A 16,424-nucleotide genomic window follows, 5' to 3' on the forward strand; every position below is an offset into this window, starting at 1 on the left:
ATCTTGGTCTTCATTTTTCGACGAGGTAAGAACTCGGTTCAGGGTGCAAAAGGGACCAAAGCGCGCTTCGGCAAGCCGCTGCCGGCCGCACATCGCATGCGTCGAATCCGCCGTGATTGGTCCCTGGGCAATATGGCGGCCAGGATTCGCCGTCAAAAGACGGCAGCTTATTTCGCGCCAGCCGCCTTCTCCACCGCCGCCATCACCGGCTCCGCGTATTTGCGCGGATCGACCCATTCGCTGTTCGTCATGATGACGATGCCGCGCTTCTGCTGCGGCCAGATCGCGAGCCACGTCTTGGTCTTTTCCTGCGAGCCGCTGTGGGCGATGCGCAGGCGGCCGTTGTCGTCGGCGATCATGAAGCCGAGGCCGTAGCCGGTGGCGGTGCCGTCGGCGAGTTTTTGCGGCGTCCACATCGCGGCCTGCGTCTGCGCGGAAACGAGGCGGCCGTCGAGCACGCCCTTGGCGAAGCCGGCGAAATCGGCGATGTCGGAAATGTAACCGCCGCCGCCGAGCTTCCAGCTCACGTCGGTGTCGGTCGAGCGCTCGATCGCGTCGCCGTTCTTCACGTAGCCGACGGCGCGGTCGGGAATGGCGATCCACTGGTAATCGGGCTGCATCGTCGTCAGGTGCAGCGGATCGACGATGCGCTCGCGCACCTGCTGCGCATACGGTTCGTTGCCGGCGCGCTGCACGACGGCGGCGACGAGCATGAAGCCGAAGGTGGAGTAGGAATATTTTTCGCCTGGCTGGTTGACGAGCGGCGAATCCTTGAACCAGTCGAGCGCGGTGACGACGTCCGCAAACGGATGCGCCTCTGTATAGGTGCGTTCGGTTTTGATGACGGGGCCGTTGTCGTAATGGACGATGCCGGCCTGATGGCTCATCAGTTCACGCAGGGTGATCCTCACGCCCTTGTCGGGGAATTCGGGCACGTAGCGGCGCACGTCGGCGTCGAGGTCGAGCTTGCCCTGCTCGACGAGCTGCATCGCCGCGAGCGCGGCCACGGGCTTGGACACCGATGCCCAGCGGAACATCGTCTGCGTCGTCACCGGCACGCTCGATTCGCGGTCGGCGTAGCCGTAACCCTTGAGGTAGACGATGCGGTCGTTCTTGATCACGCCGACGGCCATGCCGACCGTGCCGTCGCGGCGCATGCCTTCTGCGACCGCCGCATCGACCTCTTTCTCCTGAGCCAATGACAACTCCGCGGGCTTGTTCTGCGGCGTGGCGGCACAACCGGCCAGAATCGCCGCGGCGAAGACCCATGTGAAGAATTTCGTTTGTTTCATCGTTTGCCTCTTGGAGGTTTCGTTTCTGGAACCCGAATCAGAGCCCAAGGATTTCATGGTAGACCACTACAGGCAAAAGAGGAGGGAAGAAAAGCCACCGCAGAAAAGCTACACTTGTTCACCAACGCTCAGGCAACGGCAGCGTCCGCACGCGAGGCAGTCCTCCATCGCAAAGCGGGTCAATTTTTGATCGGCACCGACAATGGGTTGTCCGCACCACCGCCTGAGTCCCGCCCGGTCCTGACCGCCGCGCCCAAGCGCGCACAATCCCCTCGGAGTCCCCGCGCAGCGACCATCGCTTCCACCGAAATCGGCCATTACATCAACGGGCGCACGGTATCCGGCGCTTCGGGCAACACCGGCGCCGTCACCAATCCCGCGACCGGCGCCGTGGCATTGGCCAGCGCCGGCGAAGTCGACGCCGCCGTGCAAGCCGCGGCCGCGGCGTTTCCCGCCTGGTCCGACACGCCTCCGTTGCGGCGCGCCCGGGTGCTGTTCAAGTTCCTGGAACGGCTGAACGAGCACCGGGACGAACTGGCCCACCTGATCACCGCGGAACACGGCAAGGTATTCACGAATGCCCAGGGCGAAGTCTCGCGCGGCATCGACGTGGTGGAATTCGCCTGCGGCATCCCGCAGTTGCTCAAGGGCGATTACACCGAGCAGGTGTCCACGGGTATCGACAACTGGACCCTGCGCCAGCCGCTCGGCGTGGTCGCGGGCGTCACCCCCTTCAATTTTCCGGTGATGGTGCCGTGCTGGATGTTCCCGGTGGCCATTGCCTGCGGCAACACCTTCGTGCTCAAGCCCAGTCCGCTCGACCCCAGCCCGTCGTTGCGCATCGCCGAGCTTTTCAAGCAAGCCGGTTTGCCGGACGGCGTATTCAACGTCGTGCAGGGCGACAAGGTGGCTGTCGACGCCCTGCTGGAGCACCCGCAGGTGGCGGCCGTCAGCTTCGTCGGCTCCACGCCGATCGCCAACCATATCTACGAGACCGGAGCCCGCCGCGGCAAGCGCATCCAGGCCCTCGGCGGCGCCAAGAACCATCTGGTGGTCATGCCCGATGCCGACATCACGCGTACCGTGGACGCGCTGATCGGCGCGGCCTACGGCTCCGCCGGCGAACGCTGCATGGCCATCTCGGTGGCGGTGCTGGTGGGCGACGTGGCCGACCGGCTGATACCCGAACTGGTCGCGCGCGCCAAAGCGCTCAAGATCCTCGACGGAGAGGACCTCGCCGCCGAGATGGGGCCCATCGTCACGCGCGCCGGGCAGGAACGCATCAACAGCTACATCGCCCTCGGCGTGGCGGAAGGCGCGCAGCTGCTCGTGGACGGCCGCAACTTCGACGGCAGGACGGCCGGCGCGGGCACCGGCACGGACACGTCCGGCGGCTTCTGGCTCGGCGCCACGCTGTTCGACCGCGTGACGCCGGAAATGCGCATCTACCGAGAAGAGATCTTCGGCCCGGTGCTCGCCGTGGTGCGCGTCAAGAACTTCGCCGAGGCCATCGAACTCGTCAATGCCCACGAATTCGGCAACGGCGTGAGTTGCTTCACCAGCGATGGTCACGTGGCGCGCGAATTCGGCCGCCGCATCCAGGCCGGCATGGTCGGCATCAACGTGCCGATTCCCGTGCCGATGGCCTGGCACGGGTTCGGGGGTTGGAAGCGCTCGCTGTTCGGCGACACCCACGCCTACGGCGAAGAAGGCGTGCGCTTCTACACCAAACAGAAGTCGATCATGCAGCGCTGGCCGGAAAACATCTCCAAGGGTGCCGAATTCGCCATGCCCACGGCGGATTGATCGCAACGGAAAGCACCCGACCCGGACCGGGGCACGGAGCGACGACCCATATGCGGCCAGACCGGGGACGGCCGCGAATCCGGTGCAAACCGGCACCTGCACTGAAACCCGTCGCCGTCAGCGGATGACCTGCACCTTGCCGAGGCCGGCCTTGCTGCGCGGATCGCTGGCCGCCGTCTTCGTGTTCGTCGTCTTGTTCCAGACCACGACGTTCATGTTGCCCCACGGCTCGCGCTCGCGCACGTCGTGGCCCATCGCCTTGAGCTTCGCGACCACCTCGGCGGGCAGGCTGCCGGGCTCGATCTCGACCGTGTCGGGCAGATACTGGTGATGGAAGCGCTTCTGCGCGGTGATCTCGGGTGCGCTCTTGCCGTCCATGAACGCGAGCATGCCTTCGAGCACCTGGGTCATGATCGTCGAGCCGCCCGGCGAGCCGATGACGGCGAGGCGGTCCTTGCCGATGACGAAGCTCGGCGTCATCGAGGAGAGCATGCGCTTGCCCGCGACCGGCGCATTGGCGTCGCCACCGATCAGGCCGAACGCGTTGGGCTGGCCGGCGACCAGGGCGAAGTCGTCCATCTCGTTGTTGAGCAGCACGCCGCTCTTGCCGGCGACGAAGGCGGAGCCCAGCGTGGTGTTGACCGTGCAGGTCATCGACACCATGTTGCCGTCCTCGTCGACGATCGAGAAGTGCGTGGTGTGCATGCCCGGTTCCTTGGCGTGCACGGCCGGCAGCCATTCGGATTTCGTCGCCTGTTCGGGCAGGATGCTTTGGCGCAATCCGTCCGCGTAGTACGGGGACAGAAGCATATCCATCGGCATCTTCACGAAATCCGGATCGCCCAGATATTCGTTGTGGTCGCGATAGGCGCGGCGCATCGCTTCGATTTCGTAGTGCAGCCGATGCGCCTGATCGAGACTCTTCAAGTCGATGCCGGAGAGAATGTTGAGCACTTCGCCGACGACCACGCCGCCCGAGGACACCGGCGGCGCGGTGACGATCTTGTAGCCGTCGTAGGTCAGCTCGATCGGCGCGCGTTCCTTGGTCTGGTAGCTCGCGAGATCGGTCGCCGTCCACGTGCCGCCGGCCGCCTTCACCGCCGCGACCATTTCCTCGGCGACTTCGCCCTTGTAGAAACCGTCGGCGCCTTTGTCCGCGAAAATCCTCAACGTGCGCGCCTGCGCCTCGTCGCGGAAGACGTCTTTCTCAGTCAGCGCTTTTCCGTTCGGGAAAAACTTGGCCGTCGAGGCGGCGTAGCGATGCAGCACGTCGGCGCGATGCGCAATCGAATGCACCAGCGAGGTCGTCGGACGGACGCCCTTCTCGGCCAGATCGATGGCCGGCTGCACCGACTTCTTCAGCGGCAGCTTGCCGAAGTGCTGCGCGATGTAGGCTAGGCCCGCGGGCGATCCGGGGATGCCCGCGGCCAACGGGCCGTTGAGCGAAGTGTCGCGATTGGGCGTGCCGTCCGCGTTGAGATAGTCCGCGGACTTCACGGCCGCCGGCGCCATCTCGCGCGAGTCGATGAACGTGTCCTTGCCGCTCGCCGCGTCGTGGATCAACGCGAGGAAGCCGCCGCCGATGCCGGACGCTTCCGGCTGCACCACCGACAGCGACGTCGCGACCGCGATCGCCGCATCCATCGCGTTGCCGCCTTCGGCGAGCACGGCGAAGCCGGCTTCGGTGGCGTGCGCGTTGGCGCTGGCGATCGCGGCCGTCTTCGTCGCCGCGCCGGTGTCACGCGCAAATGCCGGCGCACCGAGCGCGATGAGGACCGCCGCCAATGCAAGACGATGCGGCCACGGGAAGTCGCGCAACGGCATCGTCCGGCAGACGGATTCGGCATGGGTTTGCGGCGCGATGCGAAAGCTCATTGCTCGTGCTCCAATGGGGCGAGACAGTCATGGACAGGCCGATTCCCGTCCTTCGATACACTCATGTTTCCACGTGAAAGCCGCCAATCAAAAAGCTGGCCATTGGCACGATCCGGTGGTGGATTCGAGATCGCCCGACGAACGGAAACGGCATGCGGGCATTTCGCCTCATGCCGCATCCGACGAAGACTGACGGCTCACCACGCAAACCGCGGTGATGTCCGCCGTGACGTTGCCCAAGGTGCCGATGGCATCGGGCAGCGCATCCATCGCGAGCATCAGCGCCAGCGGCCCCACCGGCACGCCCATCGCCTGCGCCACCGGCATGTTTGTCGCCATGAAGCTCACCTGCCCCGGCAGACTTACCGCGCCCAGGCTGATCACGATCGCGAGCGCCGCGCCCGCGGCGAGCTGGGCGGGTCCGAGATCGATGTTGAGGGCCCATGCGATGAAACACGAGGAGGCGATATATTGCACCGGGCTCGTCAGCCGGCACAGGCTCACCGCCATAGGCAACACCAATGCCGCGACCCGCTGCGGATAGCCCAGACGCCGCACGCTGCATTCGAGCATCGCCGGCAGCGCGGCAAGCGAGGACTGCGTACTCGCCGCCACGATCTGCGCTGGCACCAGCGCCGGCATGTAGCGGCGCACGCGTTCGCGGCCCCATGTCCAGGCCACCAGCAGCATCGCCAGCGTGGCCATCACGTACAGTGTGCTTTCCACGAGCACGTAGACGCCGAGCGCGCCGATCATGTGTATGCCGGCGCGCGCGCATACTGCGAGAATCAGCGCGAACACGCCCAACGGCGCCGCCCACAGCACCCAGTGCACGCTGACGATCATCGCATCGGCAATGGCCTGGAAAAACGACACCATCAGTTCGCGCCGCGCCGCATCGATGCGCGACAGCGCAAAGCCGAAAAACAGGGCAAATACCACGAGCGGCAACATCGCGCTTTGCGCGGCGGCCATCAGCGCGTTGCTAGGCACGATGCCGTTGAGCCAGTCCGCCCAGCCGACCGCCTGCCCCGCGTGCGGCATATTCTGCGCCACCGCGCCACCGAGGGCCTCGGCCAATGAAGGATGGCGAGTGAACAGACCGTACAGCATGGGTGCGGTCAGCGCGGCCAAGGTCACGCCGATCGTCAACAGCACCACGAACACCCCGAGCGCGCGGCGCGCGATGCGCCCCGACGCCGCCGCATCGCTGGCCGCATTCACGCCGACGACGACCAGCGCAAACACCAGCGGCACCACGGTCATCTGCAGGGCATTGAGCCATAGTCGCCCCAAGGGCTGGATCCAGTCCGCGACCTTCACGGCGGTCGCGGAATCGTAAGCATCCAAAGCCAGTCCACCCAGCGCGCCCAGCGCCAGCCCGATCAGCACGCGCGTCGTCGCATTCACGGTTGCATCTCCGGCGGTGGAAGATCCCATTGCGCATGCAGGCGGGCGTATTCGCTCTGCGGCAGCAGCACGAAGACGGGCGCGTCCCCGCGTTTCAGCCACGCCAGCAAATGTCGCATCGTGGCATCGCTCATCGCGGTGCAACCCGTCGTCGTGTCGGTCGGCGATTGCCACAGATGCGCGAAGATGCAACTGCCCGCGCCGCGCCGGCCGGTCGCGTTGTGCTCGATCACGAAGCCGAGGCGGTAGCGCTGGTCGCCGTCCATGTGCAGGTCGCGGCGCATCGGTTCGCTGGAGCCTTTCGCATCGACTGCATTCGCGTCCACGATGCGGTTGTACGACGGCGAGCCGTCGACGTCGACGCAGTAGTCGGATGCCTGCATCGCGCGGTACTCGAGCCCGGTATCGGCATGGCTGCCGTAACCGAACGCCTCGCCGATGCGGAACACGCCCGCCGCGCTGCGGCCGTCGCCCTCGCGCTTGATCGGGCCGTCGCCGTGCGTTTCGTTCAAGCCCAGGCCCCAGGCGGCGCCCGCCTGTCCGATCGCGACCGGCTGCGCCGCATCCACGGCATACCAGCGACCGCCATCGCGAGCGTAGCTGCGCAGACTGCCGTGGTTCGCATTCCAGTCCGGAACGATCACCAGCACGAGCTGGCGCGAATCCCGCCAGGTCGACTCCGATGACGCGGTCCGCGCCGGGTGCCGGGCGCAACTGGCGACGCACAGAACGACAAGAAACAGCCGGAAAATGGAAACGCTGCGATGGTGCCCGTGAAACATGTGTGCTGGTTCCTGTGCAGGCGCGACTTTAGCTTTCCACCACGGCCTCTGGGAAATCAGGGCACGCCCGTCGTCGAGGTCCTTTGTTCGGAGCGGCCCTTTCGACATGCAAGTCCAGCATTGCCGCGAACGACCCGGTGGGGGCATCTTCGCGGCGAGTCCGACTTACCAACGGTACTGGACCTTTCCATAGACGAACGCCCCCTGGGAGCCGAACGGTGAAGCCCCCGGATAAGGGAACGTGCCGTTGTTGTTCTGGGAGGGGATCACTTCTTCCGGATAGGTATTGAACAGGTTGTCGACGCCGAGGGTGAACCTCAACCGGTTCACGCTGTAGCTCGCCGAAGCATCGAAAATCCATTTGCCCGGGAACGACTGATCGTACATGGAATTGGTCGAAGAATAGACGGTGACGCGGCCATAGCGGATCGCGTTGCCCGTGAAGCTCCAACGACCGGTCTCGTAGGTCTCACCGAGAATGATCTTGCTGCGCGGCGCCGTGTCCGCGAGCAGGCCGAGAACGGCGTCGCGGCCGAGGCGCACGAACGTCGCGCCCAACTGGGTGAGGATGGCGGGATTGGGCAGGACGTTGGTGACCTTGTTCTTGTTGTAGGTCGCCGAGAACGTCGTCGTCAGCGTGCCCGCATCGCCGAGGTCGCTGCGATAGCTGGCTACTCCGTCGATGCCTTGGCTGCGCACGTCGCCGGCGTTGGTGAAATAGCGGATGCCGCTGTATTGCACGTTGGTGATGCCGTTGGCGGCGAGGTAGTTGAGCACCACCGCCGTCGAGGTGGAAAGCGTGCTCGACATCGCGATGCGGTCGTCGACGTTGATCTGATAGACGTCGACGTTCATGTTGAGCGCCTCGGTGGGAGTCCACACGGCGCCGAAGGTGATGCTCTTGGATGTCTCCGGCTTCAGCGGCGTGGCGCCGAGCAGCTTGGCAAGCTGGTTGTCGACTGGGACCAGGCCGCTCAGGTAGATGCCCGCGGGCAGGCCGAGGGAGTTGCCGGCGCCGTAGGCGGTCGAAGTGGTCGCGGAGTAATGCTGCTGACCGAGGGTCGGCGCGCGGAACCCGGTCGAAATGCTGCCGCGCAGGGCGAATGCTTCGGTGAAATCGAAACGCGTCGACAACGCGCCGGAGGTCGTGCTGCCGAAGTCGGAGTAATCCTCGTGGCGCGCCGCCAGCGAGCCGCTCCAGCGGTCGGTCAGGTTGGTCTCCAACTGCACGTACTCGGAAAGATCGTTGCGCGCGACCGACCTCGCGTCCCACGGCCCCCACCCCGCGAAGCCTTGCGCGCCGCCGGTGACGCCGGAGGTGCCGACGTAATACGAGGCCGGCTCGCCCGACTTGATTCTGGTAGCCCTGGCGCAGCCATTGCGTGCCGAACGACAGCGTCGCCGGATTGGGCAGCCAGCCCACTCGGATTTCGCGCGAGATGTCGATGTCGAAGGTCTGCTGCGTCGCCGTCAGGCGGCCGTCGTAGATGTTGCGCGGACTGCTGCCGAAGTCGTACAGCATCGCGTAGTTCGTGGAGTCGTTGGTGTTGTAGTAAACCCGGTTGCCGCCGTAGTTCGCGCTGACGTCCCAATGCCAGTCGTTCCAGGTTCCGCGCAGCCCCGCGACCAGCGAGCGATCGATCGCATTGCCTTGCTCCATCGGCAAGAAACCGTCCGGGAAGATCGGCCCGAGCTTCGCGGTCACCTTGAGCAGCGAGGAGGACGCATAGGACGGATAATTGCTTCCGTAACGGAAGTAGGCGTATGGATCGCCGACACGCTGGCTGTAGTGTCCGAAAGCGTAGAACTGCACGTCGGGAGTGAAATTGTACTGGGCGTTCAGGAGCACGTTCTGGCTGTCGAATTCGGTCACGCCGTAATGGAATTTCACCCCCAGCTGCGCAAGGCCGGCCCGGTTGTCGGGCCGGGCCCGGTTGGTGGGGTCCTGACGGATGTCGTCCACGGAAAGGCGCAGCCAGCCCTTGTCGCCGCCCAGCGGCACGCCGAAATTGGCGGAACCTTGCACCTGCATACCGTCGCCTGCGGAATATTCCCCTTCGGAGAATTGCAGGTCGCCGCCTTCCGCGCCCTTTTTCAGGATCACGTTGATGACGCCCGCCAGGGCATCGGAGCCGTACTGCGCAGAGGCGCCATCGCGCAGCACTTCGATATGGTCGACCGCCGACATGGGGATGGTGTTCAGGTCGGCGCCTTGTGCGCCCTGGCCGATCTGGCCCAACGTCATCAGCAGCGCGCCGGTATGCCAGCGCTTGCCGTTGACGAGCACCAGAACCTGGTCCGGCGACAGGCCGCGCAATTCGAACGGGCGCTGGAACGCGAAGGTGTCCGAGGCGGGGAACAACGGGAAATTCAGCGACGGAACCAGGCGCGCCAGGGCCTGGGGAAGGTCGGTCGTGCCGCTCGCCTTCAAATCGTCGGCGGAAATGATGTCGATCGGCGTCAACGACGAGTTGACCGTGCGGCCCGCGGCGCGCGTGCCGGTCACGATGACCGTATCGAGGCTCTGGCTTTTTTCCGTGGCGGACGTCTTGCCCGACGTATTGCTTGATGCGGACGCAGTGGTGTCCTGCGCCGTTGCGGTGTTGGCGAGTGCAAGCAGGATCGCGGCAGCCAGCAAGGTCGGAACGGCATTACCAATGGATTTGTGCATGATTCCTCACCGGAGTTCGTGTTTTCGGGCTGCAAGGCGCTGCAGATCAATACCATCGCGTACCGCTGCGAGCAAATGATGGTGTTCCTTCGGTGGCCGTGGAATCCACGAGAATCGACCCGTTCGCCCCATTCCCTCCACGGCCCCGAGCCAAGCATAGACGTGGGCACGCGACATCCACCAATGAAAAGGTCGGTGCTTCGCATAACTTCAGGTTTTGGGGTCCGTTGCGAACGGGTGTCCTCAACCGGCGTGCCGATGCCATCGGGCACGATGGCACCGCCGAGGAGTTTCTTCCAGACGCGGGCGCTTTCGTCCTTGCGCTTCTCGCCGATTCGGTACCACCGCCATCTGCGCTGGAAAGCCGTCGACCGATGCGTCGTCCGCAAAGCATGCGGACATGCCGGAGAAGGGAATCGAACCCCCGACCTACGCATTACGAATGCGCCGCTCTACCAACTGAGCTACTCCGGCACGGAGCCGGGCATTATAGGCAAGATGCGGACTTGGCTCAACCGTGGCGATGTCGGCGGTTCGATTCCGTCCTGCCACCACCCCACGAATCAGCATGCAATTGCCCGATCTGCCTTTGATCGGTATTGATGCACTACCGCTCGCATGCCTTGCACGGTCGATTCCCTTCTCCGGTAGTGAGCGACCCCGGGCAAGTTCCGGGTGTGCGATTACTTCACCTCGTCGAAGACATACTGAAGACATACTCGTGCTGTGCGTCGCGCAGCGTCAAATCGCGTTTGCCGGCTTTGTCGGCGACGACGAATTCGAAACCGGATTCACCGGGTGACACGGTGACGAGCGAAACGCTGCCATCGTCGTTCTTGCGCGAAGCGACTTCGCTTTTCCAGTCACCGGAATCGAGCCACAGATTCGCGCCGATTCGGCGTACCGAGATATCGCCCATCGTCGCATTGCGATAGTGTGCGGCAAGTGTCCCGACGACCGCAGGGGCGACCGGCACAGCCAAGCGCTTGCGCTCCACGGCGAATTGATCCTTGATGCGCTTGGCGCTCGCCTCAAGGTCGCCAAGCGCCTCGTCCTTGCCATCGAACAGGACTTCAAGCAGACGGCGCTGGAACGGTGCAAGCAAGCTCCAGCCATTTTCCGCATTGGTGAGAATCACCGCGCCGACATTGGCATCCGGCAGCCACATCATGTCGGACTTGTAGCCAAACATGGAACCGCCATGGTGCACTACCGGTACGCCCCAGGTGCGGTCGACCATCAAACCCATGCCGTAGCTCGCGTCGTTGCCGATCCCGACCTGCCGCTTGCGGCGTTCGAGCAGCGGCCCTTCCGCGACCAGTCGCTTGCCGTCCGGCAGAAGACCGTCGGAAAGTTCCATCCGCACATATCGCAGCATGTCGTTGATGTTGCTCCATGCCGCACCGGCGGGACGCGCCGGAAAGACCGTGTAGTTCAGATCCATGCTGGACGGTACGGTCTGGCCATCCACGTTCCAATCGTGCGGAGAGGCGTGGTTGCCGGACAGCGCTTTGGCGAAATCGAATGTGGTCGACTTCATGCCCAGCGGATCGAACACGAGGTCCTGCATCGCCGCGTCATAGGCCGCACCGAGTTCCTTGTCCGGATACAGTGCATGACCGCCGACGAACCCCGCTGCGGATGCCATGAGATTGGAGTACTGGTAAAGCTCGCCGAACTTGCTGGTCGGCTGCATCGTTCCCAGCATCTTCATCACTGTGCTCGGCGTCTGCTTGCGCCCTTGGAGCAGCCATTCCAGATCCTGCCGCGGCAGCCCGGTGCAGGCGCAGATCAAATGCTTGACCAATACCTGCCGCGTCGTGTCGCTGTCACCGAGCTTGAAGCTCGGCAGAATCTCGGTAACCGGCGTGTCCCAACCAAACTTGCCCGCCTCGACCTCGCGCGCCAGCATCAGCGTGGTCAGCGCCTTCGTGTTCGAGGCGATCATGAAGAGCGTACCGGCATCGACCTTCGCCGGCTTGCCCTGCTCACGCACGCCGAAGCCGCCGGCAAACACGGTCTTGCCGCCTTGCACTATGCCGACGGCGATGCCGGGCACGTCGAGTTGCCTGCGCCCTTCTTCGACGAACGCCTTGATCCGTTCGAGCCGAGCCGCGTCGAGCGCGTGCGCGGTACGCCCGGCGAAACTTTCGCGCTCGTAGCCCTGTGGCCACAGCCGGCCGGATATCTGCGCGATCTGCGCGAGACGCTTTTCTTCCACGGCGTTCGCCAGATCGCCGATCAGGACGGTCCAGTGATCGCCGCGACGTTGCGCCACGGCGTACACGTCGCGCCGGTCGTTCGCCGAGGTTTCGTACTGGTAGATGCGGCGTTCTTCCCAGCCGTCGCGCGGCGGGCGATCGATCGCGATCTTCAGCGGCCGCTTCGCATTCGGATCGAACGCGTTCCACGCTGCGGCAACGGCCGTATCGGCGTCCTTCGCCGACACGTCGACCAAGGCGATGCGCGAGCCCGCCTCCGGCGCGCCGAGAATTACCGTTGATCCCGTCGTGCGAATCGACCAGCCGACCGGCGCGACGAAGCGTGTACCGTCCGGCGTCGTGCGCGAGCTGTCCTGCTTGAGAACTTCCGCCGTCGTCGGCAATGACTTGAGATCATCGGCGTGAACGGATGCGACGCAAAATGCGATGGCTATGGCGAGAGCGAGTTTGTGCACGGTTGTCTCCTTGAATGACTGTCGCGTCGAGCGCCTCATGCGACGGAGTGGAAGAGCATTCGGCCGCGCTCGTGGAACTCCCGGTATTCCTCTTCCGGAACGAACGTTCCACCCGTCGTCCAAAGGACATGGGTCGCGGGTTCGATATCCGTCGCGCGAATGCGGCCCGGAGTGCAATCCGCATCCCGCAGCGCCTGCCGCAATCGCATCGGTCCGCGCAGGGCTGCGGCGGCGGACGGCTCGATACGCAAGCCCTCGCTGCGCTCGAGTCGATACAGGTCTTCGAACAACTGGTCGTCGGCCACGGTGAAAACGCCCGACACCAAGGGACGCATCAGCGGCGCCACGAACTGCGAGGCGCGGGCCACCGCCAGCCCATCTGCGGCGGTGCGATTGTCGAGCCCGAAATCCCGGACCGAGACGTCGGCGTCGTCCGTCTGCGCGAGACGCAGCAGCATGCACGGCGAGGCGAGAGGCTCGGCAAAGAAGCAATGCACGTGATCGCCGAGGAGATGACGCAAACCGAACGTGATCCCGCCCGGCGCGCCGCCCACGCCGCAGGGCAGATACACGCACAGCGGACGGCCCGCATCGATCTCGATCCGCAAATCCGCGAGTTGTTTGCGCAGGCGCAACGCCGCCACGCTGTAGCCGAGGAACAGTTCGCGCGAATTCTCGTCGTCCACGAAATAGGCATGGGCATCGTGCGCGGTTTGTTCGCGACCCGCAGCGACCGCGGCGCCGAAATCGCCCTCGTGTTCGACGACTTCGACGCCGCGCGCGCGCAGCCGGATTTTCTTCCACGCCTTCGCGTCCGAGGACATGTGCACGGTGGCGCGAAAGCCGAGCGCCGCAGCGGCGATGCCGATGCTCAAACCCAAGTTTCCGGTGGAACCGACCGCGACACGATGACGCGCGAAACATTCGCGCAGGCGCGGCGTAGCAAGCACGCACGGATCGTCTTCCGCCTGTATCCATCCCGAACCCAGTGCCAGGCGTTCGGCGTGGACGAGCACCTCGTAAATGCCGCCGCGCGCCTTGATCGATCCCGCCACCGGGAGTTCGTGATCGGCCTTGACGAACCAGCGGCCCGTTGCGGATGAGCCGTCGTCCGTCAGCGCCTGCCGGAACGCGTCGACCGGATAGAGCTGCGACTCGATGAGACCGGCGCTGGCGCGCAGCTCGGGGAACAAGATTTCGAGCAAGCCGCCGAAGCGCTGCCAGCGCGCTTCGGCGTCGCGTACGTCGGCCAATCCCAGCGCCGCGTCGGTTGCGGCTTCGCTCAGCGTCCGCCAGTTCGGGTTGCTCCAGAACACGGGTTGCTTCGCGCTCACTGCCTGCGCAAGCGAGGGCGGATGCAAGCGGTGCGCACCGAATCCGCCACTCATGGTGCGACGACCGCCAGCTCCAGTTTTTGAATGCGCGGCGGCAGCGTGGGCGCGAGCTGCACGTTGCCCTTGATTCGTCCATGACTGCAACGCCATGCGAAGCTGCCGGTCAGCGCACCGCCGGGGATTATCGGTGCCGAGGTGTCGCACTCGCCCGCATCGTTTTTCAGTTTCGCCAGAGTGCGCTTCCATGCATCGGCGGAACGATCCATGAGGAAGTTCATCGCAAGCTGGCCGCGGTCCGCCTCGACGCCGCCGCTGGCGTAGATGTGCGCGACGGTGCGGTAAGCCGCCATCAGATCGACGCCCGGCGGCAGGCTGCGTTCGCCGGGCAACTGGCCGGACTTCATCAGCCCCACGACCGCATCCCACACCGGCGCGATCGGCGCGGCATAGGTGCGATTGGCGAAGGCGAACACGCCGACGCCGCGATTCGGCAACAGCAGAACATAAGAGCCGTATCCGGGCAGACCGCCACTGTGCGCGAGTGCGGTTCCCAGCTCGCAATCCGTCACCACCTGCATGCCCATCCCGTAAGCGATGGCCTGACGGCACGATTCCGGCGCGGAATGGCCGGGGCGAACCGTCAGGCGGACGAAATTCGATCCCTGCGCCAGCTCGCGCACGCTGGCGCGCTTCACCGGCCCCGCATCGGCATCGTCGCGCGCCGGCCATGCCGAGAGCAGAAATGCAACCCATTTGGCGTAATCGTTGGCGCTGGTCTGGATGCCGCCGACCGCACCGAAGGCGCCGGCCGCCTGCGTCGGTTCCGCGCGCCAGGCATCGTCCTCCCAGCGATAACCGAGTGCGCGGCGCCCGATCGGCGCGGCATCGGCGACGAAGCCCGAGTCGTTCATCCGCAGCGGGCGCAACAGCAGGCTCTCGATAGTCTGCGCATACGGATGCCCGGAAGTATTCGTGATGCTGCGTCCCAACAGCGCATAGCCGAGATTGGAATATTCGTAGGCGAGGCCCGGTGCGCGCGTAAACGGAACGCCTGCGCTCAAAAACCGCGTGAACTCTTGTTCGGACAGCGGCAGTTGCCGGTCGCCCCAAGGATCGTCCGTCACCAACCCGGCCGAGTGGCTGAGCAAGTCCCTGACGCGGATTTTCGGCGAATCGCCGGTCGGGTATTTCCAGTGGCGCAGTTCGGGCACGTAATGCTCGGCGGGTTCGTCGAGGCGCAGCAGTCCGTCGTCGCGCAGCTTCAGCACGGTGAGCGCCGTGAACGCCTTCGTCATCGAAGCGATGCGGAAAAGCGAATCCGCGCCGACGGGCCGGTGCCGGTCGACATCCTGGACGCCGGACGCGCCGACATGGACCAGATGGCCATCGACGACAACGCCGTAGACCAGGCCGGGAACATGCGCGTCGAGACGAAACTCCTCGAAAATGCGATCGGTCATGGCGAACGGATTCGCCGCCGCGTCCGTGTCCGTACCGGCATCGGCCGTGACAGAGGCGAGCGCAAGCATCGTCATGGCAGCGAGTTTGTGCAAAGGCGAGATCGTCATGATGTCTTGTGCCGTGTGATGGCCAGAAGAAACTCGCGCATCGCCTGCACGACCTGCGCCCGCGATACGAGGAAGAACGTCGCATGCGCGCCCGGCACGACGACGATCTTCAGATTGCGCAGCTCGCGCCGCGCGTGTTCGATCGATCGCGCGCGGAACGGACCCAGGGCATTCGCTTCGAATGCCTGCACCACGGCCCTTCTTTTCGGGTCGGCGATCGGCTCGCTGAAACCCGTCGTGCCGACGAACGCCAACGCTCGACACTGCACGCGCGCGTATTCGCGCGGCAGGCGCGCGGACTTCAATATCTCGTCCTGTACGGAATCCGGAGTGACGGGTTTCACCGTGCCGTCGGGCAATGCCACGACCTCGTCGCGCAGATACGCCTCGACGCGGCCGATGTCGTCGAGACCTGCGAAAACCACCGTCCGCAGGTAATCGCGATAGGCATCCAGCGAGGTCATCGCGTCTGGCGTGAGCCCGTCCAATTCCGCCGGCGCCGACTTGACGGCTTGCGCAAACACCGGGTCGTCGTAGTCGAACAAGCCGTCGAAGTAGATGAGGCTTTCCACGCGCTGCGGGTATTTGATCGCCATCGAGGTGATCTCGCTGCCACCGATCGACCAGCCGACCAGCGTCGCCTTCGCGATACCCAGCGCATCCATCAGGCCGCGCAAGTCTTCGGTCAGAACCGGCAGATCGTAAGGGCCTCGCGCGTCCGAGCGGCCATGCCCGCGGCGCGCATACGCGATGACCCGGTAACGATTGGCGAACGCCGGCGCGATGTCGTCGAAGATGTGCGGATTCTCGCCCAGCCCATGCAGGAAGATCAGCGCCGGGCCGGAGCCGCCCCAATCGAGCACTTCGAACCGTACTCCATTCGCCGACACAAAACGCTCGTGATGCGTGGCGGGATCGAACCAGGGCTTCTCCGGCACCGCTGCCGGCATCGCCCCAGCCATGAGCAGCAGCACGGATGCCAGGCACATCCTGGCTCCGAACCAGAGTC

The 16,424-nt window shown here is 64.9% G+C and carries 10 protein-coding genes, 1 tRNA gene and 1 pseudogene; 1 reads left to right on the forward strand and 11 read right to left on the reverse strand.

The window, feature by feature from the left end; all coding sequences use genetic code 11:
* Positions 1 to 167 precede the first annotated feature (167 nt).
* Positions 168 to 1,292: a serine hydrolase domain-containing protein gene (locus tag QM741_RS01460; protein WP_415205980.1), complete on the reverse strand. Its 1,125-nt coding sequence runs from the start codon at positions 1,290 to 1,292 to the stop codon at positions 168 to 170.
* A 294-nt stretch (positions 1,293 to 1,586) separates the two neighbouring features.
* Here QM741_RS01460 and QM741_RS01465 point away from each other — a divergent pair, with 294 nt between their 5' ends.
* Positions 1,587 to 3,098, forward strand: coding sequence for a CoA-acylating methylmalonate-semialdehyde dehydrogenase (locus tag QM741_RS01465; RefSeq protein ID WP_415209056.1), 1,512 nt, complete (start codon positions 1,587 to 1,589; stop codon positions 3,096 to 3,098).
* Between the two features lie 117 nt (positions 3,099 to 3,215).
* On the opposite strand, the gene ggt is transcribed toward QM741_RS01465, so the two are convergent.
* The 10 genes and pseudogenes from ggt to QM741_RS01515 form a co-directional block, all read right to left on the reverse strand.
* On the reverse strand, positions 3,216 to 4,922 hold the full coding sequence (gene ggt, locus QM741_RS01470; RefSeq protein WP_415209057.1) for a gamma-glutamyltransferase: 1,707 nt from the start codon (positions 4,920 to 4,922) through the stop codon (positions 3,216 to 3,218).
* Positions 4,923 to 5,141: 219 nt separating this feature from the next.
* Positions 5,142 to 6,383 carry a dicarboxylate/amino acid:cation symporter gene (locus QM741_RS01475; protein WP_415205981.1) on the reverse strand — a complete coding sequence of 414 codons (1,242 nt, stop codon included), beginning with the start codon at positions 6,381 to 6,383 and terminating at the stop codon, positions 5,142 to 5,144.
* Complete coding sequence (locus QM741_RS01480) at positions 6,380 to 7,165, reverse strand: L,D-transpeptidase family protein (RefSeq protein ID WP_415205982.1); 786 nt, start codon at positions 7,163 to 7,165, stop codon at positions 6,380 to 6,382. Before QM741_RS01480 ends, QM741_RS01475 begins: the two co-directional genes overlap by 4 nt.
* 165 nt (positions 7,166 to 7,330) lie before the next feature.
* Positions 7,331 to 8,572, reverse strand: coding sequence for a TonB-dependent receptor domain-containing protein (locus tag QM741_RS01485; protein WP_415209058.1), 1,242 nt, complete (start codon positions 8,570 to 8,572; stop codon positions 7,331 to 7,333).
* A gap of 763 nt (positions 8,573 to 9,335) precedes the next feature.
* Positions 9,336 to 9,836, reverse strand: a pseudogene (locus QM741_RS01490) (TonB-dependent receptor plug domain-containing protein); the annotation flags it as partial.
* A 401-nt stretch (positions 9,837 to 10,237) separates the two neighbouring features.
* Positions 10,238 to 10,310, reverse strand: a tRNA-Thr gene (locus QM741_RS01495).
* Between the two features lie 214 nt (positions 10,311 to 10,524).
* The gene (locus QM741_RS01500; protein WP_415209059.1) at positions 10,525 to 12,552 is read right to left on the reverse strand and encodes a serine hydrolase domain-containing protein; all 2,028 of its coding nucleotides are present in this window, start codon (positions 12,550 to 12,552) and stop codon (positions 10,525 to 10,527) included.
* Entirely contained in the window at positions 12,549 to 13,997 is a 1,449-nt protein-coding gene (locus QM741_RS01505; RefSeq protein WP_415209060.1) for a D-serine ammonia-lyase, read from the reverse strand. The genes QM741_RS01500 and QM741_RS01505 overlap by 4 nt, the downstream gene beginning before the upstream one ends.
* On the reverse strand, positions 13,898 to 15,415 hold the full coding sequence (locus tag QM741_RS01510) for a serine hydrolase domain-containing protein (protein WP_415205983.1): 1,518 nt from the start codon (positions 15,413 to 15,415) through the stop codon (positions 13,898 to 13,900). The genes QM741_RS01505 and QM741_RS01510 overlap by 100 nt, the downstream gene beginning before the upstream one ends.
* Positions 15,412 to 16,404, reverse strand: a complete 993-nt coding sequence (locus QM741_RS01515; protein WP_415205984.1) for an alpha/beta fold hydrolase — start codon at positions 16,402 to 16,404, stop codon at positions 15,412 to 15,414. The genes QM741_RS01510 and QM741_RS01515 overlap by 4 nt, the downstream gene beginning before the upstream one ends.
* Positions 16,405 to 16,424: the final 20 nt, after the last annotated feature.

Origin of the sequence: Rudaea sp., from assembly GCF_047601565.1 — a bacterium.
Taxonomy (GTDB): domain Bacteria; phylum Pseudomonadota; class Gammaproteobacteria; order Xanthomonadales; family Rhodanobacteraceae; genus Rudaea.